The sequence below is a fragment of the Citrobacter sp. RHBSTW-00859 genome (assembly GCF_013729795.1).
Classification (GTDB): Bacteria; Pseudomonadota; Gammaproteobacteria; order Enterobacterales; family Enterobacteriaceae; genus Citrobacter; species Citrobacter braakii.
This window is the reverse complement of sequence record NZ_CP056284.1, coordinates 3,682,251-3,701,898: the sequence shown is the minus strand read 5'-3', so window position 1 is coordinate 3,701,898 and position 19,648 is coordinate 3,682,251. Positions and strand designations below refer to the sequence as shown.

Here is a 19,648-nt window from a genome sequence, read left to right as displayed (position 1 = left end):
TCTGTATTAATTTCGCGCCTAGTGTAAAGCGGGGAAGGAGTGCGGTAAACCTCTACGATATGTGGAATTGTGTAGTGGGAAAATCGAAATAATTACAGATGCAACTAATTTACTTGTGATAATTACAGGTGTAGTCTTTTTGTGGTTATTTCTAATGGAAAGAGGGAAAAGGAAAATGGCGATTCCGGGCAATATGTGGATTTATGACGATGGTGGTGCGCTGATTAAGGGCGGGTGTGATGTAGAGGGAAGAGAATACAGTATTGAATTTAAAGGCTTTCATCACAATTTGTCTATTCCCACTGATAACGGTACAGGCAAGCCAACTGGCACACGCCAACATTCACCGATGATGATCGTCAAAGAGTTTGACTACTCTAGCCCGTATTTATACAAAGCTGTCGCTTCTGGTCAGAATCTTAAGTCTGCAGAGATTCGTTGGTACAAAATCAATGATGCCGGTCAGGAAGTTGAATACTTCAATATGTTTCTGGAAGGGGTGCGGATTGTCTCCGTTTCTCCCTCGATGGCTGGTCCAGAGGACATGAATAATAACCATCTTGAAACCATAGAATTACGCTACGAAAAAATCACCTGGAAGCATTGCGACGGGAACATTATCTATACCGACGCATGGAATGACCGGCAGACGGCATAATGGGGGATAGAATGGACACAACTGAAGAGGCGAATGGAACCTATTGGTATCATGGTCACAGCAATCTGTCCGCTGGCGAATTGTTCGATCTCATCTTTCTGGAACAGTTTTGTGATGAGTTAGGTATTGGTATTGAATCGGGAGCCGCTATTCTGGCTGGTCAACCCTGGTTGAAGACGAGACAAAAACCTTACGGGGCTATTGAAGGAACAAGTGTTGTTTCCAAATACGGGAGAATGCTTCTGAAAGATGCGCGGGTACCATTTGGTATTAAAGTCCCCACCCCGGTGGGGTTAAGGGTACAAAGCACTAACAAACTCGCTGCTGTGATTGCTCGTTATGTACCCTGGCTTGGGTGGATTGGTCTTGTAAATGCACTTGTGCAAGTATCCAGAAAGACTCAGATAAAATACAACTTAATTGCTCGCTCTAAAGATCGCATTCAGTGGACATCATTCTAATGAGTATTCAAGACGATGTGTTAAAGCTTTTCAGGGAAGAAATACCTGGGTATTTGGATGAAAACTGGAAAGAGGTTCCTTTAGAACTCGACTCAGATTTGTTTGATGCCCCCGGTGATGATCTTCACAGTGCTCTGGATCGATATGAGAAAGAGTTCAAAGTCGATTTATCATGTGTGAACTGGAAACCTTATTATCCATGGCACAATCTGCCACTATTCACTAGATGGTTCAAAGCTAACCGGGAAGAAGTGGAAGCAACACGCATACCGCTAACCGTAAGGATGTTTGCTGAGTCGGCTGAAGCGGGGAAATGGCTTTATGACTGAATAACATCCCTGCCAATAAAAAAGGGTGCCGGAGGCACCCTTTTCGTATCAGCAGATCTTTACCAGACGTAAGTCAGCAGGTTCTGCGAGTTTGGCACCATAAAGTCAACGGACATCATCACGGAAAGCGCGGTAATGGCGATGATGGAGAAACCGAACAGCTTGCGTGCCCAGACCCTGTCATCTTCCACTTTATAACCGCGCAGCGCCATGCCCAACCACCAGACGCTCACCGCCGCAGCAACAATCAGGTATTTATAACCAGCATAGCCGCCCAGGGTTAGCATCAGCGTGGCGATAGCAAACGCCACGATGTACAGCGTGATATGGTTCTTCGCGACCGAAATACCTTTCACCACCGGCAGTACCGGGATGTTGGCTGCCTGATAATCCTTAAAGCGGAAAATCGCAATCGCGTAAGAGTGCGGCATCTGCCACAGACTGAAAATAGCCAGCAGAATCAGCGCACCACTATCGAACTCACCGGTTACGGCGCAGTAGCCAATCACCGGCGGCGCAGCGCCGGAGAGTGAGCCAATCAGCGTGCCATAAACGGAATGGCGCTTCATGTACAGGCTATAGACGCCCACATAGACCACGAAGCCCATTACCCCCAGCCAGCAGGCCAGAGGGTTCGCGCCAAACCACAGCAGCATAAAGCCAGCAATACCCAGCAGGGTGGCGTATACCAGCGAGACCGCAGGGGAAATCAGACCTTTAACCAGCACGCGGTTTTTGGTCCTCTCCATCTTCCTGTCGATATCCCTGTCGATGTAGTTGTTAAATACACAACCCGACGCCACAACCAGTGACACCCCAACCAACGTGTAGATAAACAGGGGATAATCAATGCTGCCTTTCGAGGCCAGCAGGAATCCCCCAATCACCGAGATCAGGTTGCCAAAGATGATGCCTGGTTTTGTTACTTGCAGGTATTGCTTAAACATCATAATCGCCGCTCTTAGTGCATCATCATGTTGTAGTTAAGGTTCCACATAATCCAGATGGAGCCCACAACCAGGATGGCGATGATTAGCACAGTAAAGACAAAGGCTGTCATGTTCCAACCTTCATCAGATTTGCTATTCATGTGCAGGAAGCACACCAGGTGCACCAGAATCTGTACCACTGCCATTGCCAGAATAGTTCCCAGAATGACGGCTGGAGAGGCAGAACCTGTCATGACCATCCAGAACGGAATAACCGTCAGGATTATCGACAGGATAAAACCTGTCATGTAGGTTTTTACGCTGCCATGGGATGCGCCGCCGCTCTCGTTAGAATGACTCATTACATCGCCCCCATCAGATAAACAACAGTGAACACACAGATCCACACCACATCCAGGAAGTGCCAGAACAGGCTCAGGCACATGATGCGGGTACGGTTAGTACTGGTCAGGCCGCGACGAGCAACTTGCACCATCAGCACTGCCATCCAGATAAGACCGGAGGTGACGTGCAGACCGTGCGTGCCGACCAGCGCGAAGAACGCAGACAGGAAGCCGCTGCGATCCGGGCCCATACCGTTAACAATCAGGTGATGGAATTCATAGAGTTCCATCCCGATGAATCCGGCACCGAACAAGAAGGTCAACGCCAGCCAGGAGATAACCTGGCTCTTGTTGTTCTTGTACATGGCGATCGCCGCCATGCCGTAAGTAATAGAGCTGAATAACAGCAGGAATGTTTCAACCAGAACGAACGGCAGTTCAAAAATGTCCTTACCTGTTGGGCCACCAGCGGTGCCGTTCACCAGAACGGCATAGGTTGCAAACAGAATAGAGAACAGAATGCAGTCGCTCATCAGGTAGACCCAGAATCCGAAGATCTTGGTCTGGCCTGCATCGTGGTGCCCGTGTTCGTGCGCGTGGGCAGTCGCGTGCGTTAAAGTATCAGTTGCCATTTTTCAGCCCTGCCTTAGTAATCTCATCGAAATGCTGGTTTTCCAGTTTTTCGACTTCCGGGACCGGCACGTAGTAATCCACGTCTTCATCAAAGCTTTTCACAATCCAGCTGATGATCATGCCTGCGAAGCTTGCAATCGCCAGCCACCAGATATGCCAGATCATGGCGAAACCAAACAGTGTTGCGAAAGCGGTAATGACGATACCGGCACCGCTGTTTTTCGGCATATGAATTTCTTCATAGTGCGCAGGCTGCTTGTACGCTTCACCTTTTTCTTTCATTTCCCAGAAGGCATCACGCTCGTGAACGTGCGGCACAACGGCAAAGTTGTAGAACGGAGGCGGGGAAGAGGTTGCCCACTCCAGCGTACGACCACCCCATGGGTCACCGGTCAGGTCGCGGTTCTGCTCGCGGTCGCGAATAGAAACGAAGATCTGAATCAGCTGGCACAGGATACCCAATGCAATCAGCGCGGCACCGCAGGCGGCAACGACCAGCATCGGATGGAACTGCGGGTCAATCTGCTGGCTGAGGCGACGGGTCATCCCCATAAAGCCCAGCACATACAGCGGCATAAACGCCACGAAGAAGCCGATGATCCAGAACCAGAATGCGCGTTTACCCCAGGTTTCGTTCAGCGTGAAGCCAAACGCTTTTGGCCACCAGTAGGTCATACCTGCGAAGCATCCAAATACGACGCCGCCGATGATAACGTTATGGAAGTGCGCAATCAGGAACAGACTGTTGTGCAGCACGAAGTCCGCACCCGGAACCGCCAACAGTACGCCGGTCATGCCGCCGACTGAGAAGGTAACGATAAAGCCAATCGTCCACAGCATCGCTGAGTGGAATACGATACGACCCTGGTACATGGTGAACAGCCAGTTGAAGATCTTCACCCCGGTCGGGATGGCGATAATCATGGTGGTAATACCGAAGAAGGCGTTAACGTTAGCGCCTGCACCCATGGTGAAGAAGTGGTGCAGCCAAACAACGAACGACAGAACGGTGATACAGACGGTTGCCCACACCAGTGAGGTGTAACCAAACAGACGTTTACGTGAGAAGGTTGCAGCGATTTCGGAGAACACACCGAAGACCGGCAGAACCAGAATGTACACTTCCGGATGGCCCCAGGCCCAAATCAGGTTGATGTACATCATCATGTTGCCGCCCATATCGTTGGTAAAGAAATGGGTGCCCAGATAGCGATCCAGGGTCAGCAACGCGACGGTAACCGTCAGGATTGGGAAAGACGCGATAATCAGGATGTTCGCACACAGCGATGCCCAGCTAAATACCGGCATCTTGAACATGGTCATTCCTGGCGCACGCATCTTAATGATGGTCACAAAGAAGTTGATCCCGGTTAGGGTTGTACCAATACCGGACAACTGGACTGCCCATATCCAATAATCGACCCCGACGCTTGGACTGTACTCTATTCCCGAGAGTGGCGGGTACGCCAGCCAACCGGTCTGTGCGAATTCACCCACGCCCAGAGACAGGTTAACCAGGATTACGCCGACAACGGTGAACCAGAAGCTCAGGTTGTTCAGGAACGGGAATGCAACGTCACGTGCGCCGATCTGCAGCGGAACCACCAGGTTCATCAGACCGATAACAAATGGCATTGCCACGAAGAAGATCATAATCACGCCGTGAGCCGTGAAGATCTGGTCGTAGTGGTGAGGTGGCAGGAAGCCCGCTTCACCTGCAGAAGCCAGCGCTTGCTGACTACGCATCATGATGGCGTCGGCAAAGCCACGAATCAACATGACGATTGCGACAATGACATACATGATGCCAAGGCGTTTGTGGTCAACCGAAGTTAGCCACTCTTTCCACAGGTAGGTCCACTTACCGAAGTAAGTGATTAGGCCCAGTAAGGCCGCACCACCGATGATAATGGCAGCGATCGTAACCATGACAATTGGTTCATGGAACGGCACTGCATCCAGCGTCAATTTTCCGAACATCGTATTCTTCCTCGGCCCCTTAGTGAGCGGATTCCGCGTGGCTCATGTCCATGCCTTCCATTCCTTCGTGTGCGCTGTGCTCACCTTCGGGTTGGGTCATGTCCATGCTCTTACCGTGAGCCATAAATTTGTTAATAACGTCTTTAAACAAATCTGGTTTCACGTTGGAGAAGTATTCCACCTGGTTGTATTCGCTTGGCACAGCCACTTTTTCGAACGCAGCCATGTCGCTCATGGTGTTCGTGGACTGTTTAGCTTTAGCAACCCATTGGTCGAATTCGGCGCGGTCCTTTGTTGCGATAGCCTTGAACTTCATACCGGAGAAGCCTGGTCCGCTATAGCTTGCGGAGATACCATCATAAGTACCGACTTCGTTGGCGATCAGATGCAGTCGAGTCTGCATTCCGGCCATGGCATAAATCTGGCTACCCAGACGCGGGATAAAGAAGGAGTTCATCACGGAGTTGGACGTCACTTTGAACTCAACCGGAGTATTCGCCGGGAAGGCGATTTCATTCACGGTAGCGATACCTTGTTCCGGATAGATGAAGAACCATTTCCAGTCCATGGAAACCACTTCAATGGTAATGGGCTTCTCGTCATGCGCCAGCGGTTTGCTTGGCTCAAGAGCGTGAGTAGTTTTCCAGGTCAGTACTGCAAGGAAAATGATGATTAAGATCGGCACCGTCCAGACCACAGCTTCCACTTTATTGGAGTGTGACCAGTTCGGGCTGTACTTCGCATCTTTATTGCTTGCACGATACTTCCAGGCGAAACCAACAGCCATCAAGATGGCAGGAATAACGACAATCAACATCAGGCCAAATGCCGTCAGTATCAGAGAACGTTGTTCCAGTCCAATCTGTCCTTTAGGGTCAAGCAGCGCAGAATTACAGCCACTGAGTAATGCAGTGCCTGCAATTAATGACAACCATCCCAAACTTTTATTGTATTTCCTGAGTCTCATTTAACGACCTCAATTCCACGGGACCGGGTGGCGTTTAAAGTGTGAGGGCATTTTACGGGAAGGTTACATTACTGTAAACATCCTTGGGTCTGTGCTACTGGGTTCTGCCGGGCATGTCACATATGTTGCAATATATGTCGTTTTGACTTTAAGAACCTGTTGCAACATCACGTTATAACGAAAGCGGGCAAGCGGGAGACGTGCTGAGGGCAATTGGTATAACCAATACGAAAATAAAACAATTGTTTAACAATTGATTATCAATAAAAAGACAATTGCAGAACAAAAAATAAATCTGTAGTGGCTGAATCGAGTAAGGGAAATAGTATATATAAAAGGCGTCAATAATTTCCAAATTCTTTGGCGCACAAAATAACAAATAATATTTTTAATAATTGTTGTTTATTTAGCCGTTATAATTACGCAGGGTGATTACAACGGCGATATTAATGTGGATTTTTACGCCAGGCGGGTTTTGCGCAGTGCCAGATAATCCAGCAATCCACCAAAAACGACCCCGCAGACCGCGACCACCACCGAGATTTCCAGCAGTTCCGGCAGGAAGGAGAAGTGGGTGTAATCCAGCGCGTTCATGGTTAACAGCAGCAGCCAAACCACCAGCAGACAGCAGCCCGCAACCAACGTCATTAATGCCAGGCTGTACGCACCACGAAATTCCGTGCGCGGAATGAAGCTCTCATTTTGCCAGCTATGTTCCAGAGTCTGACGACAAACCAGCAGCAGTATGAGGCCGGGGATAGCGGCAAACACAGAGAACAAATAAAACGTTGGCCACCCGTGCGCTTCAACAAACCAACCTGCTACCGGGCCAACGTAAACGCGACCAACGGCGGAAAGCGCGGAGAGCAGAGCGAACTGGGTCGCTGAGAAGGACTTATTGCACAGCGTCATTAATAAGGCGACAAACGCTGCAGTACCCATGCCACCACACAGGTTTTCAAAGAAGACGGCGGCGGCCATACTGAACATGTGTTTGTCAGTGATGGACAATAACCAGTAGCCCGCATTCGACGCCCCCTGCAGGATGCCGAAAATCAGCAATGCGCGAAACAGCGAAAGGCGTTGCATCAAGATCCCGCCGTACAGCGCGCCAACGATGGTTGCCAGCAGTCCGAGCGTTTTATTCACCACGCCAACTTCACCCGCATCAAATCCGACGCCGCGGATTAAAAAGGTTGTAGTCAGGCTCATGGCAAAGGCATCCCCGAGCTTATACAGAACGATAAGCAGCAGAATTAGCCAGGCGTTGTTACGACCAAAGAAGTCGCGCAGCGGGGCCACAACCGCTTGCTCCAGCGTTTTGGGCACCGGAATGGCATCAGTCGGTTCGGGCGCTAGCAGGGTAGCGATGATGCAAGGTATCAGCAGCGCCGCCATCAGCCAGTACATTCCTTGCCAGCCCAGCCAGCGGTCGGCCATCCACAGAGCCAGCCCACCGGAAACCAGCATCCCTAAACGATAGCCCAGCACGCTGATAGCCGCGCCAGTGCCGCGTTCTTCGGCGGGTAGCACGTCGGTTTTCCATGCGTCAAAGACGATATCCTGCGATGCCGAGCAAAACGCGATCACCACCGCAAGCGCGGCCATCCAGCGTAGCTGCGTGCCAGGCTCCAGAAAGCCCATCGCGGCGATAGAAATCAGTAACAGCACCTGAGTTGCCAACAGCCAGCCACGGCGTCGACCTAAAAACGGCGGCGTGTAGCGGTCCATTAGCGGAGACCAGAGGAACTTAAACACGTAGGCCTGGCCGACCAGAGAAAAGAAACCGATAGTTTTAAGATCGATATTCTCGACTGTCATCCATGCCTGAAGCGTACCCGAGGTCAGTGCGAGTGGTAAACCGGAGGCGAATCCCAGTATGAGCAGGATAGCTGAACGTGGTTGCTGAAAAATACGTAAGTAATGACTGGACATGGGCTTCTATAGGCCCGACGAACGCCGGGCCATATGGGCAGAAATTAACGAGCGTTCTGCTTGATGAAATCGTGAACGCTGGTGTCCTGAGACATATCAGCGATGGTATCGGTCAGCACGCTGTTAACGGCGTCAGCGATATTTTTGTTAGAGGCCTGCAGTGCGCCTTCAACAGAATAGCTTGCGCGGTAGTTTTTGGTCATCTTGTTGCCGTTAGCTGCAGTCGCAATGATGGCGATGTCTGCCTTGGTGGCGATGTTATAGCGCACGCTACCCTGGGACACGTCTGCATACAGCTGGCTAACAATGATTTGCAGGTTAACAGCACCGTTTGGCCCAATCATATAACCGCGTGCGGTCATCTGTTTTTCCAGTACTTCTTGTAGCAGGAAGCGCAGATCGCGGGACGCGGTCAGGGTAACAAGCTGGTTGTCACGGGTAACTTTTGCCAGCGCCTGATCCTGACGCTGGTCGGCACCGTTGATGCTAACGGTCACACCCATCAGGCTCGGGTCCTGCTGTGGCAGGGTAATTTTCGGGGAAACTTCAATAGTGGTCGGCGGCGTTGCGCATCCAGCTAACATAAACAGCGCGACAAACGGGACGAGGATTTTTTTAAACATGCCAGGGCTCTCAGCGAATCTAAATTGTATGGTTGGAGAAAATTCCCGCCATCATAACATCGCCAACGATGAGGGGAAGTGGGTAACGCATGTAAATTCATTGTGTTGTCAGTTTTATGTCTTTGTGGAGACCATAAACGGACTTTTTGCAATAAATCGAAGTGAGGATTTAGTGAACTTCATCCATTTGGCTGAGAAAATCAGACAAACGCTAATTTTTTGTTGCTAAGGTGTAATGAAAGCGGTAAAAGCGGCTAGTATTTAAAGGGATGGGTGACATCTCAGCGTTGTCGGAGGAAAAACTTCATGATGATTCGTGAGCAAATAGAAGAAAAATTAAGGGCAGCGTTCCAACCCGTGTTCCTCGAAGTTGTGGATGAAAGCTATCGTCACAATGTCCCGGCAGGTTCTGAAAGCCACTTTAAGGTTGTGCTGGTTAGCGATCGCTTTACAGGTGAGCGTTTTCTGAATCGTCATCGGATGATTTACAGCACCTTAACGGTGGAGCTTTCCACAACCGTTCATGCACTTGCCCTGCATACCTACACCATTAAGGAGTGGGAAGCGTTGCAGGATACGATTTTTGCATCGCCTCCGTGTCGTGGGGCGGGAAGCATCGCGTAAAAACGGATTTGCAACAACCGACGCTTTTCCAGTATGTTGCTACAGATTATGTGAAAACGGCCTGCGGGCCGTTTTGTTTTGTCTGAATTCTGGGGCAGTCGTACAGTATTCAGACAAAAATTAGCCGGGAATTGTGAAAAAAGCCGCAGCAACGCGCGATAACCGTTCTCGACTCATAAAAGTGATGCCGCTATAATGCGCGTCTTATTTTTCGGAATGTCTTCGGGATGATTCTGACGACAGGGAATGTGATTGCTTATGAGAACATCCCAGTTCCGCGAAGCCAACAACCTGTGCTTGCGGAGAAGAGTTGACCGAGCACTGTGATTTTTTGAGGTAACAAGATGCAAGTTTCAGTTGAAACCACTCAAGGCCTTGGCCGCCGTGTAACGATTACTATCGCTGCTGACAGCATCGAGACCGCTGTGAAAAGCGAGCTGGTCAACGTAGCGAAGAAAGTGCGTATTGACGGTTTCCGCAAAGGAAAAGTACCGATGAATGTTGTTGCTCAGCGTTATGGCGCGTCTGTTCGCCAGGACGTTCTGGGCGACCTGATGAGCCGCAACTTCGTTGACGCGATCATCAAAGAAAAAATCAATCCGGCTGGCGCACCGAACTACGTTCCGGGCGAATACAAACTGGGTGAAGATTTTACTTACGCGGTAGAGTTCGAAGTTTACCCGGAAGTTGAGCTGACTGGCCTGGAAGCAATCGAAGTTGAAAAACCGGTTGTTGAAGTCACCGACGCTGACGTTGACGTGATGCTGGACACCCTGCGTAAGCAGCAGGCTACCTGGAAAGACAAAGACGGCGCTGCTGATGCAGAAGACCGTGTAACCATCGACTTCACCGGCTCTGTAGACGGCGAAGAGTTCGAAGGCGGCAAAGCGTCTGACTTCGTACTGGCGATGGGCCAGGGTCGTATGATCCCAGGCTTTGAAGAAGGCGTTAAAGGCCACAAAGCTGGCGAAGAGTTCACTATCGATGTGACCTTCCCGGAAGAGTACCACGCTGAAAACCTGAAAGGTAAAGCCGCTAAGTTCGTTATCAACCTGAAGAAAGTTGAAGAGCGCGAACTGCCGGAACTGACTGAAGAATTCATCAAACGTTTCGGCGTTGAAGATGGTTCCGTAGCGGGTCTGCGCGCTGAAGTACGTAAAAACATGGAACGCGAGCTGAAAGGCGCTGTGCGTAACCGCGTTAAATCTCAGGCGATCGAAGGTCTGGTAAAAGCTAACGACATCGACGTTCCGGCTGCTCTGATCGACAGCGAAATCGACGTTCTGCGTCGTCAGGCTGCACAGCGTTTTGGCGGCAACGAAAAACAAGCTCTGGAACTGCCGCGTGAACTGTTCGAAGAACAGGCTAAGCGTCGCGTAGTTGTAGGTCTGCTGCTGGGCGAAGTGATTCGTACCAACGAGCTGAAAGCTGACGAAGATCGCGTTAAAGGCCTGATCGAAGAGATGGCTTCTGCTTACGAAGATCCGAAAGAAGTTGTTGAGTTCTACAGCAAAAATAAAGAGCTGATGGACAACATGCGTAACGTCGCTCTGGAAGAGCAGGCTGTTGAAGCCGTTCTGGCGAAAGCGAAAGTGACTGAAAAAGCCACTTCCTTCAACGAGCTGATGAACCAGCAGGCGTAATTCGTCTCTTATTTAGCACGAATTTCGTACGCAAGCCCGTCACCTTTTGGTGGCGGGTTTTTTTTTGTCACGGATTTTGCATGGGAAGAGTGCGAAAACAGCGTTTCAGTGTTAGCGTTACAACAAAAGATTGTTATGCTTGAATTATGGCGATGTCGTACCCATTACTGAGGGACTAGCTGATAATCCGTCCATAAGGTTACAATCAGCACAGCAGGTTTTTTCAAATTTTATCCAGGAGACGGAAATGTCATACAGCGGCGAACGAGATAACTTTGCACCCCATATGGCGCTGGTGCCGATGGTCATTGAACAGACCTCACGTGGTGAGCGCTCTTTTGATATCTATTCTCGTCTACTTAAGGAACGCGTCATTTTTCTGACCGGCCAGGTCGAAGACCATATGGCTAACCTGATCGTGGCGCAGATGCTGTTCCTGGAAGCAGAAAACCCAGAAAAAGATATCTACCTGTACATCAACTCCCCTGGTGGAGTGATCACTGCCGGGATGTCTATCTATGACACCATGCAGTTTATTAAGCCGGACGTCAGCACCATTTGTATGGGCCAGGCGGCCTCAATGGGCGCGTTCCTGCTGACTGCCGGGGCGAAAGGTAAACGTTTTTGCCTGCCTAACTCTCGCGTCATGATCCACCAGCCTCTGGGCGGTTACCAGGGCCAGGCAACGGATATTGAAATTCATGCCCGTGAAATCCTGAAGGTAAAAGGGCGCATGAACGAACTTATGGCGCATCATACGGGTCAATCTCTTGAGCAGATTGAACGTGATACCGAGCGCGATCGCTTCCTCTCCGCTTCTGAAGCGGTAGAGTACGGTCTGGTCGACTCGATTTTGACCCATCGTAATTAATGCCCAGCGCGCAGGTGTACCGCTATAATTACCTGGAGCGGCACAACGCTGACTAGCGTCTTGCGCCTGAGAATGGCATTTGCGTCGTCGTGTGCGGCACAAAGAACAAAGAAGAGGTTTTGACCCATGACAGATAAACGCAAAGATGGCTCGGGCAAATTGTTGTACTGCTCTTTTTGCGGCAAAAGCCAGCATGAAGTGCGTAAGCTGATTGCCGGACCATCCGTGTATATCTGCGACGAATGTGTTGATTTATGTAACGACATCATTCGCGAAGAGATTAAGGAAGTAGCACCGCACCGTGAACGCAGTGCGCTGCCGACGCCACATGAAATTCGCAACCACCTGGACGATTACGTTATCGGTCAGGAGCAGGCGAAGAAAGTGCTGGCGGTCGCGGTATACAACCATTACAAACGTCTGCGCAACGGCGACACCAGCAATGGCGTCGAGTTGGGCAAAAGTAACATCCTGCTGATTGGCCCGACGGGTTCCGGTAAAACGCTGCTGGCTGAAACGCTGGCACGCCTGCTGGACGTTCCGTTCACTATGGCCGATGCCACCACGCTGACCGAAGCTGGTTATGTGGGTGAAGATGTTGAAAATATTATTCAGAAACTACTGCAGAAGTGCGATTACGACGTGCAGAAAGCACAGCGCGGGATCGTCTATATCGATGAAATCGACAAGATTTCTCGTAAGTCTGACAACCCGTCCATTACCCGTGACGTTTCTGGCGAAGGCGTACAGCAGGCGCTGTTGAAATTGATCGAAGGTACGGTTGCTGCCGTTCCACCGCAGGGAGGGCGTAAACATCCTCAGCAGGAATTCCTGCAGGTTGATACCTCCAAGATCCTGTTTATCTGTGGCGGTGCCTTTGCCGGTCTGGATAAAGTCATTGCTAACCGTGTTGAAACGGGCTCCGGCATTGGTTTTGGCGCAACGGTAAAAGCGCAGTCTGATAAAGCCAGTGAAGGTGAACTGCTGTCGCAGGTGGAGCCGGAAGATCTGATCAAATTTGGTCTGATCCCTGAATTCATCGGGCGTCTGCCGGTTGTAGCGACGCTGAGCGAACTGAGCGAAGAAGCGCTGATCCAGATCCTGAAAGAGCCGAAAAACGCCCTGACCAAGCAGTACCAGGCGCTGTTCAATCTTGAAGGTGTTGATCTGGAATTCCGTGAGGAAGCGCTGGATGCTATCGCCAAAAAAGCGATGGCACGTAAAACCGGTGCTCGTGGTCTGCGTTCTATCGTCGAAGCCGCGCTGCTTGACACCATGTACGATCTGCCTTCTATGGAAGACGTAGAAAAAGTGGTGATCGATGAGTCGGTGATTGGCGGCCAGAGCAAGCCATTGCTGATTTACGGTAAGCCGGAAGCGCAGCAGGCATCTGGCGAATAATTCATCAATTCATACAGACATTTAATTAATAAGGGGGGATTTTATCTCCCCTTTTATTTTTCCGTAAACATGGCGTTGAATGTGTGGGAAACATCCCCATATACTGACATACATGTTAAAGGTGGTGTGGAGCACAGTCGTACCACCTGATTACCTGGCGGAAACTAAACTAAGAGAGAGCTCTATGAATCCTGAGCGTTCTGAACGCATTGAAATCCCCGTATTGCCGTTGCGCGATGTGGTGGTTTATCCGCACATGGTCATACCCTTATTTGTAGGGCGGGAAAAATCTATCCGTTGTCTGGAAGCGGCTATGGACCATGATAAAAAAATCATGCTGGTTGCCCAGAAAGAAGCGTCAACGGATGAGCCGGGTGTAAACGATCTTTTCACCGTCGGGACCGTGGCCTCTATTTTGCAGATGCTGAAACTGCCTGACGGCACCGTAAAAGTGCTGGTCGAGGGGTTACAGCGCGCGCGTATTTCAGCGCTGTCTGACAACGGCGAGCACTTCTCTGCGAAAGCGGAGTACCTTGACTCGCCTGCTATTGATGAGCGCGAACAGGAAGTGCTGGTGCGTACCGCTATCAGCCAGTTCGAAGGCTATATCAAGCTGAACAAGAAAATCCCACCCGAAGTGCTGACGTCGCTGAACAGCATTGACGATCCTGCACGTCTGGCGGACACCATCGCTGCGCACATGCCGCTGAAGCTTGCTGACAAGCAGTCCGTACTGGAGATGTCCGACGTTAACGAACGTCTGGAATATCTGATGGCGATGATGGAATCTGAAATCGATCTGCTGCAGGTTGAGAAGCGCATTCGCAACCGCGTGAAAAAGCAGATGGAAAAATCCCAGCGTGAGTACTATCTGAACGAGCAGATGAAAGCCATTCAGAAAGAGCTCGGCGAGATGGATGATGCGCCGGACGAAAACGAAGCGTTGAAGCGTAAAATCGACGCGGCGAAAATGCCGAAAGAGGCAAAAGAGAAAGCGGAAGCAGAACTGCAGAAGCTGAAAATGATGTCTCCGATGTCAGCGGAAGCGACCGTAGTCCGTGGCTACATCGACTGGATGGTTCAGGTGCCGTGGAATGCGCGTAGCAAGGTCAAAAAAGATCTGCGTCAGGCTCAGGAAATCCTCGATACTGACCATTACGGTCTGGAACGTGTCAAAGACCGTATTCTTGAGTATCTCGCGGTTCAAAGCCGTGTGAATAAAATCAAGGGGCCGATCCTGTGCCTGGTTGGGCCGCCGGGGGTAGGTAAAACTTCTCTGGGACAGTCCATCGCTAAAGCAACCGGACGTAAATACATCCGTATGGCGCTGGGCGGCGTGCGTGATGAAGCTGAAATTCGCGGTCACCGCCGGACCTATATTGGTTCGATGCCGGGTAAACTGATCCAGAAAATGGCTAAAGTGGGCGTTAAAAACCCGCTGTTCCTGCTTGATGAGATCGACAAAATGTCTTCCGACATGCGTGGCGATCCGGCTTCCGCACTGCTTGAGGTGCTGGATCCAGAGCAGAACGTGGCGTTCAGCGATCACTACCTGGAAGTGGACTACGATCTCAGCGACGTGATGTTCGTTGCGACCTCTAACTCCATGAATATTCCCGCACCGTTGCTGGATCGTATGGAAGTGATCCGTCTGTCCGGGTATACCGAAGACGAGAAGCTGAACATTGCTAAACGTCACCTGTTGCCGAAACAGATTGAGCGTAACGCGCTGAAAAAAGGCGAGCTGACGGTCGACGATAGCGCCATTGTGGGCATTATTCGTTATTACACCCGTGAAGCTGGCGTGCGTAGTCTGGAGCGTGAAATTTCCAAACTGTGCCGTAAAGCGGTGAAACAGCTGCTGCTCGACAAGTCGCTGAAACATATTGAGATCAATGGTGACAATCTGCACGACTACCTGGGCGTACAGCGCTTTGACTATGGCCGCGCGGACAACGAAAACCGCGTTGGTCAGGTAACTGGTCTGGCATGGACGGAAGTGGGCGGCGATCTGCTGACCATCGAAACCGCTTGCGTACCGGGTAAAGGTAAGCTGACCTACACCGGTTCTCTGGGTGAAGTCATGCAGGAATCCATTCAGGCTGCGCTGACCGTGGTGCGCGCGCGCGCGGAAAAACTGGGCATTAATCCGGACTTTTACGAAAAACGCGACATCCACGTTCACGTACCTGAAGGGGCGACGCCGAAAGACGGTCCAAGTGCGGGTATTGCCATGTGTACCGCGCTGGTTTCTTGTCTGACCGGTAACCCGGTTCGCGCCGACGTAGCGATGACCGGCGAGATCACCCTGCGTGGCCAGGTTCTGCCTATTGGTGGTTTGAAAGAAAAACTGCTGGCAGCACACCGTGGTGGTATTAAAACGGTCTTAATTCCAGACGAAAACAAACGTGACCTGGAAGAGATTCCGGACAACGTAATTGCCGATCTGGACATCCATCCGGTGAAACGCATTGAGGAGGTTCTGACGCTCGCGTTGCAAAATGAGCCCTCCGGAATGCAGGTTGTGACCGCAAAATAGTGACCTCGCGCAAAGAGCACTAATAAAAACAGGGCTGGCAGGCCATTTCGGACTTGCCAGCCTTTTTTTGTATAGCTAATTTAGATGACGGATTGGGCTTGCCATCATTAACGGGTGTTGTAAGGGCATGGCAGGCCTGATATAACTGCTGCGCGTTCGCACTTTGAAGGATTCAGGTGCGATATAAATTATAAAGAGGAAGAGAAGAGTGAATAAATCTCAACTGATCGACAAAATTGCTGCAGGGGCTGATATCTCTAAAGCTGCGGCTGGACGTGCGTTAGATGCAATTATTGCTTCTGTTACCGAATCTCTGAAAGAAGGTGATGACGTAGCGCTGGTAGGTTTTGGTACTTTTGCCGTTAAAGAGCGTGCTGCCCGTACTGGTCGCAACCCGCAAACAGGTAAAGAGATCACCATCGCCGCGGCTAAAGTACCGGGCTTCCGTGCAGGTAAAGCACTGAAAGACGCGGTAAACTAAGTGATTTCCCCTTTGGGGATGTGACGAAGTACAAGGGCGCATTGACTGATGTGCCTTTTTTATTTGTAATTCCGGTACTTTCTACGCGTTGTGGGCTGACAATTGCCCCTGTTTCTTGTCACAATAGGCCTTTGTACGCAGCGTTCAGGAAACGCTATGCTGCGTGAAGCATATATACTCAAAATCCTTGCCGCCGCTGTGGTGACAACGCGCAGGCGGCTTGAGAGATAACGCGTATAGTCATCTACAGCGGAGTGTGGTTACACCATGATGGACAGCTTACGCACGGCTGCTAACAGTCTCGTGCTCAAGATTATTTTCGGTATCATTATCGTGTCGTTCATTTTGACCGGCGTGAGTGGTTACCTGATTGGCGGGGGCAATAACTTCGCCGCCAAAGTGAATGGCCAGGAGATTAGCCGCGGGCAGTTCGAGAATGCGTTCAACAGCGAACGTAACCGCATGCAGCAACAGCTGGGCGATCAATACTCCGAGCTGGCTGCGAACGAAGGCTACATGAAAACGCTGCGTCAGCAGGTGCTGAATCGTCTAATTGACGAAGCGCTGCTGGATCAGTACTCCCGCGAGCTTAATCTCAACATCAGCGACGATCAGGTTAAACAGGCTATTTTCGCCACGCCTGCGTTCCAGGTGGACGGTAAATTTGATAACAATCGCTACAACGCGATTGTTAATCAGATGGGAATGACCGCAGACCAGTATGCTCAGGCATTACGTAATCAGCTTACTACCCAGCAACTGATTAACGGCGTTGCCGGTACGGACTTCATGCTGAAAGGCGAAACGGACGAGCTGGCGGCGCTGGTCGCACAGCAGCGTATCGTTCGCGAGGCGACAATTGACGTTAACGCACTGGCCGCGAAGCAGTCTGTTACCGAGCAGGAAGTTGCCAGCTACTACGAGCAGAATAAAAACAACTTTATGACGCCGGAACAGTTCCGCGTGAGCTACATCAAGCTGGATGCTGCTGCTATGCAGGAGACGGCCAGCGATGCTGATATTCAGGCATATTATGACCAGCATCAGGATCAGTTCACTCAGCCGCAGCGTAACCGCTACAGCATCATTCAGACCAAAACGGAAGATGAAGCCAAAGCGGTACTGGACGAGCTGAACAAAGGCGGTGATTTCGCTGCGCTGGCAAAAGAAAAATCTGCTGACATCATCTCTGCCCGTAAAGGCGGCGATATGGGATGGCTGGAAGATTCCACCACCCCGGATGAGCTGAAGAATGCCGGTCTGAAAGAGAAAGGCCAGCTGTCAGGTGTGATTAAGTCTTCCGTTGGTTTCCTCGTTGCGCGTCTTGACGACGTACAGCCTGCGCAGGTTAAACCGCTGAGCGAAGCCCGTGACGACATTGCGGCGAAAGTGAAGCAGGAAAAAGCGCTGGATGCCTACTATGCGCTGCAGCAGAAAGTGAGCGATGCCGCCAGCAACGATAACGAATCCCTGGCGGGCGCGGAGCAGGCGGCGGGTATGAAAGCGGTTGAAACGGGCTGGTTTAGCCGTGACAGCCTGCCGGAAGAGCTGAACTTCAAACCGGTCGCTGACATCATTTTCAATGGTGGTTTGGTTGGTGAGAACGGTACGCCTGGCAGTAACTCCGACATCATCACCGTGGATGGCGATCGCGCGTTTGTATTGCGAATTGCAGAGCACAAAGCTGAAGCCGTTAAACCACTGGCTGAAGTGAAAGATCAGGTAACTGCGCTTGTTAAGCACAATAAAGCAGAGCAGCAGGCGAAGCTTGATGCCGATAAACTGCTGGCGGATCTGAAAGCTGGTAAAGGCGATGAAGCCATGAAAGCGGCGGGTCTGAGCTTTGGCGAAGCGAAAACGCTGAGCCGTACGGGTCAGGATCCGCTGAGTCAGGCGGCCTTTGGCCTGAGCCTGCCGGCGAAAGACAAACCGAGCTACGGCGTGGCGAACGACATGCAGGGTAACGTTGTACTGCTGGCGCTGGACGAGGTGAAAGCCGGTTCTATGCCTGAAGAGCAGAAGAAAGCGATGGTTCAGGGGATTACCCAGAACAATGCGCAGATTGTCTTTGAAGCGCTGATGAGCAACCTGCGTAAAGCCGCAAAAATTAAAGTCGGTGACGCACTGGAACAGCAGCAATAACCGAGGCTACTCGCAAAAAATTGCAAAAAGTTGTATCAACCAAAGGCCGCTTTCGCGGCCTTTTCCATTTCTGATATTTGCCGTTTGTCTGCCGTTCTGCACCTCGCTATCGTGATTCCACTGTTAACAAACAAGGAGAAAACAGTATGAAACATGGAATCAAAGCCCTGCTTATTACCCTTTCATTGACCTGTACCGGTATGGCTCAAAGCGCACTGGCTGCAGAGCCAGTCGCCAAAAGCCAGGCGACTCAAGCCAAAGTGGATGCTACGGGGGTAGCACAAAGCAAAGCCACGCAACCGGCTAAAGCGAGCGATGATGAAGGCACCAGGGTAAGCATCAACAGCGCTTCTGCGGAGGATTTAGCGCGAGTCATGAATGGCGTAGGTCTGAAGAAAGCACAGGCGATTGTGAGCTATCGTGAGGAGTACGGGCCGTTTAAAACGGTGGAGGACTTAAAGCAGGTGCCGGGCATGGGGAGTTCGCTGGTAGAGCGCAATCTGGCAGTTTTAACACTTTAATAACTTGCAGAGTGCTGAAAGTTTGCCAGACTGTAGAGGTCATACCAGTTATGACCTCTTACCCTGAAGTGTGTTCCTATAAAAACAACGTAAGGCTCCTGCGCTATGCAAACACAAATCAAAGTTCGTGGTTTTCATCTTGATGTCTATCAGCACGTTAACAATGCTCGCTATCTTGAGTTTCTGGAAGAAGCCCGCTGGGATGGCCTGGAAAACAGCGACAGCTTTCAGTGGATGACCGCACACAACATCGCTTTTGTGGTCGTGAATATTAACATTAACTACCGCCGCCCTGCGGTGCTGAGCGACCTGCTGACCATTACCAGTCAGGTGCAACAGTTAAATGGCAAAAGCGGTGTGTTGAACCAGACTATCACCCTGGAGCCGGAAGGACAGGTGGTGGCAGACGCGTTGATTACCTTCGTCTGTATTGATTTGAAAACGCAAAAGGCGCTACCGCTGGAAGGGGAGTTGCGCGAAAAACTGGAGCAGATGGTGAAGTGATGGAAGGAAGCCTGACGGCGCTTCGCTTATCAGGCTTACGGCGATATTGACCACGGTGAATGT

Annotated in this window: 19 protein-coding genes; 12 read left to right on the top strand and 7 right to left on the bottom strand. The window is 50.8% G+C overall.

All coding sequences use genetic code 11. The features are described from left to right. Positions 1-175: 175 nt before the first annotated feature. Genes HV302_RS18515 through HV302_RS18505 form a run of 3 tightly spaced genes read left to right on the top strand, consistent with a single transcriptional unit; the run spans position 176 to position 1,448 of the window. Entirely contained in the window at positions 176-658 is a 483-nt protein-coding gene (locus HV302_RS18515; RefSeq protein ID WP_047416886.1) for an Hcp family type VI secretion system effector, read from the top strand. Between the two features lie 11 nt (positions 659-669). Then, positions 670-1,119 carry an STM2901 family protein gene (locus HV302_RS18510; protein ID WP_181626398.1) on the top strand — a complete coding sequence of 150 codons (450 nt, stop codon included), beginning with the start codon at positions 670-672 and terminating at the stop codon, positions 1,117-1,119. After that, positions 1,119-1,448, top strand: a complete 330-nt coding sequence (locus HV302_RS18505; RefSeq protein WP_047357697.1) for a DUF1493 family protein — start codon at positions 1,119-1,121, stop codon at positions 1,446-1,448. Before HV302_RS18510 ends, HV302_RS18505 begins: the two co-directional genes overlap by 1 nt. 59 nt (positions 1,449-1,507) lie before the next feature. On the opposite strand, the gene cyoE is transcribed toward HV302_RS18505, so the two are convergent. The 7 genes from cyoE to HV302_RS18470 all read right to left on the bottom strand — a co-directional run bounded on the left by cyoE (position 1,508) and on the right by HV302_RS18470 (position 8,859). After that, positions 1,508-2,398: a heme o synthase gene (cyoE, locus tag HV302_RS18500; RefSeq protein WP_003831005.1), complete on the bottom strand. Its 891-nt coding sequence runs from the start codon at positions 2,396-2,398 to the stop codon at positions 1,508-1,510. An 11-nt stretch (positions 2,399-2,409) separates the two neighbouring features. Beyond that, positions 2,410-2,739, bottom strand: coding sequence for a cytochrome o ubiquinol oxidase subunit IV (locus HV302_RS18495; RefSeq protein ID WP_003831006.1), 330 nt, complete (start codon positions 2,737-2,739; stop codon positions 2,410-2,412). Next, positions 2,739-3,353, bottom strand: coding sequence for a cytochrome o ubiquinol oxidase subunit III (locus tag HV302_RS18490; protein ID WP_003831007.1), 615 nt, complete (start codon positions 3,351-3,353; stop codon positions 2,739-2,741). Before HV302_RS18490 ends, HV302_RS18495 begins: the two co-directional genes overlap by 1 nt. Then, positions 3,343-5,334 carry a cytochrome o ubiquinol oxidase subunit I gene (gene cyoB / locus HV302_RS18485; RefSeq protein ID WP_003831008.1) on the bottom strand — a complete coding sequence of 664 codons (1,992 nt, stop codon included), beginning with the start codon at positions 5,332-5,334 and terminating at the stop codon, positions 3,343-3,345. The genes HV302_RS18490 and cyoB overlap by 11 nt, the downstream gene beginning before the upstream one ends. A gap of 19 nt (positions 5,335-5,353) precedes the next feature. Next, positions 5,354-6,301 (bottom strand): cytochrome o ubiquinol oxidase subunit II, encoded by a 948-nt coding sequence (gene cyoA, locus HV302_RS18480; RefSeq protein ID WP_003847580.1) that lies wholly within the window; start codon positions 6,299-6,301, stop codon positions 5,354-5,356. 459 nt (positions 6,302-6,760) lie between these two features. Further along, complete coding sequence (ampG, locus tag HV302_RS18475) at positions 6,761-8,236, bottom strand: muropeptide MFS transporter AmpG (RefSeq protein WP_047357698.1); 1,476 nt, start codon at positions 8,234-8,236, stop codon at positions 6,761-6,763. 44 nt (positions 8,237-8,280) lie between these two features. Continuing rightward, positions 8,281-8,859, bottom strand: coding sequence for a lipoprotein (locus tag HV302_RS18470; protein WP_016152050.1), 579 nt, complete (start codon positions 8,857-8,859; stop codon positions 8,281-8,283). Between the two features lie 306 nt (positions 8,860-9,165). On the opposite strand from HV302_RS18470, the gene bolA reads away from it, so the two are divergent. From bolA to fadM, 9 genes are all read left to right on the top strand, one after another. Beyond that, positions 9,166-9,483 carry a transcriptional regulator BolA gene (gene bolA, locus HV302_RS18465; protein ID WP_016152051.1) on the top strand — a complete coding sequence of 106 codons (318 nt, stop codon included), beginning with the start codon at positions 9,166-9,168 and terminating at the stop codon, positions 9,481-9,483. Between the two features lie 344 nt (positions 9,484-9,827). Further along, on the top strand, positions 9,828-11,126 hold the full coding sequence (gene tig, locus HV302_RS18460; protein WP_003021622.1) for a trigger factor: 1,299 nt from the start codon (positions 9,828-9,830) through the stop codon (positions 11,124-11,126). A gap of 247 nt (positions 11,127-11,373) precedes the next feature. Then, entirely contained in the window at positions 11,374-11,997 is a 624-nt protein-coding gene (clpP, locus tag HV302_RS18455; RefSeq protein WP_003021624.1) for an ATP-dependent Clp endopeptidase proteolytic subunit ClpP, read from the top strand. 126 nt (positions 11,998-12,123) lie between these two features. Next, on the top strand, positions 12,124-13,398 hold the full coding sequence (gene clpX / locus HV302_RS18450) for an ATP-dependent protease ATP-binding subunit ClpX (RefSeq protein ID WP_003831013.1): 1,275 nt from the start codon (positions 12,124-12,126) through the stop codon (positions 13,396-13,398). Between the two features lie 184 nt (positions 13,399-13,582). Beyond that, positions 13,583-15,937, top strand: a complete 2,355-nt coding sequence (lon, locus tag HV302_RS18445) for an endopeptidase La (RefSeq protein WP_016152052.1) — start codon at positions 13,583-13,585, stop codon at positions 15,935-15,937. Between the two features lie 208 nt (positions 15,938-16,145). After that, positions 16,146-16,418, top strand: a complete 273-nt coding sequence (gene hupB / locus HV302_RS18440) for a nucleoid-associated protein HU-beta (RefSeq protein ID WP_003021629.1) — start codon at positions 16,146-16,148, stop codon at positions 16,416-16,418. Between the two features lie 267 nt (positions 16,419-16,685). Then, entirely contained in the window at positions 16,686-18,560 is a 1,875-nt protein-coding gene (gene ppiD, locus HV302_RS18435) for a peptidylprolyl isomerase (protein WP_016152053.1), read from the top strand. Between the two features lie 146 nt (positions 18,561-18,706). After that, complete coding sequence (locus HV302_RS18430; RefSeq protein ID WP_095715158.1) at positions 18,707-19,081, top strand: helix-hairpin-helix domain-containing protein; 375 nt, start codon at positions 18,707-18,709, stop codon at positions 19,079-19,081. Between the two features lie 105 nt (positions 19,082-19,186). Further along, positions 19,187-19,585, top strand: coding sequence for a long-chain acyl-CoA thioesterase FadM (fadM, locus tag HV302_RS18425; protein WP_016152055.1), 399 nt, complete (start codon positions 19,187-19,189; stop codon positions 19,583-19,585). The last annotated feature ends 63 nt before the right edge of the window (positions 19,586-19,648 follow it).

Excerpts from the sequence above, each read along its gene's own strand:
- ppiD (WP_016152053.1), top strand. The coding sequence starts at position 16,686 with ATGATGGACAGCTTACGCACGGCTGCTAACAGTCTCGTGCTCAAGATT.
- clpP (WP_003021624.1), top strand. The coding sequence starts at position 11,374 with ATGTCATACAGCGGCGAACGAGATAACTTTGCACCCCATATGGCGCTG.
- cyoE (WP_003831005.1), bottom strand. The coding sequence starts at position 2,398 with ATGATGTTTAAGCAATACCTGCAAGTAACAAAACCAGGCATCATCTTT.
- HV302_RS18470 (WP_016152050.1), bottom strand. The coding sequence starts at position 8,859 with ATGTTTAAAAAAATCCTCGTCCCGTTTGTCGCGCTGTTTATGTTAGCT.
- bolA (WP_016152051.1), top strand. The coding sequence starts at position 9,166 with ATGATGATTCGTGAGCAAATAGAAGAAAAATTAAGGGCAGCGTTCCAA.
- HV302_RS18495 (WP_003831006.1), bottom strand. The coding sequence starts at position 2,739 with ATGAGTCATTCTAACGAGAGCGGCGGCGCATCCCATGGCAGCGTAAAA.
- HV302_RS18515 (WP_047416886.1), top strand. The coding sequence starts at position 176 with ATGGCGATTCCGGGCAATATGTGGATTTATGACGATGGTGGTGCGCTG.
- tig (WP_003021622.1), top strand. The coding sequence starts at position 9,828 with ATGCAAGTTTCAGTTGAAACCACTCAAGGCCTTGGCCGCCGTGTAACG.
- HV302_RS18490 (WP_003831007.1), bottom strand. The coding sequence starts at position 3,353 with ATGGCAACTGATACTTTAACGCACGCGACTGCCCACGCGCACGAACAC.
- fadM (WP_016152055.1), top strand. The coding sequence starts at position 19,187 with ATGCAAACACAAATCAAAGTTCGTGGTTTTCATCTTGATGTCTATCAG.
- HV302_RS18510 (WP_181626398.1), top strand. The coding sequence starts at position 670 with ATGGACACAACTGAAGAGGCGAATGGAACCTATTGGTATCATGGTCAC.
- cyoA (WP_003847580.1), bottom strand. The coding sequence starts at position 6,301 with ATGAGACTCAGGAAATACAATAAAAGTTTGGGATGGTTGTCATTAATT.
- clpX (WP_003831013.1), top strand. The coding sequence starts at position 12,124 with ATGACAGATAAACGCAAAGATGGCTCGGGCAAATTGTTGTACTGCTCT.
- HV302_RS18430 (WP_095715158.1), top strand. The coding sequence starts at position 18,707 with ATGAAACATGGAATCAAAGCCCTGCTTATTACCCTTTCATTGACCTGT.
- HV302_RS18505 (WP_047357697.1), top strand. The coding sequence starts at position 1,119 with ATGAGTATTCAAGACGATGTGTTAAAGCTTTTCAGGGAAGAAATACCT.
- lon (WP_016152052.1), top strand. The coding sequence starts at position 13,583 with ATGAATCCTGAGCGTTCTGAACGCATTGAAATCCCCGTATTGCCGTTG.
- cyoB (WP_003831008.1), bottom strand. The coding sequence starts at position 5,334 with ATGTTCGGAAAATTGACGCTGGATGCAGTGCCGTTCCATGAACCAATT.
- ampG (WP_047357698.1), bottom strand. The coding sequence starts at position 8,236 with ATGTCCAGTCATTACTTACGTATTTTTCAGCAACCACGTTCAGCTATC.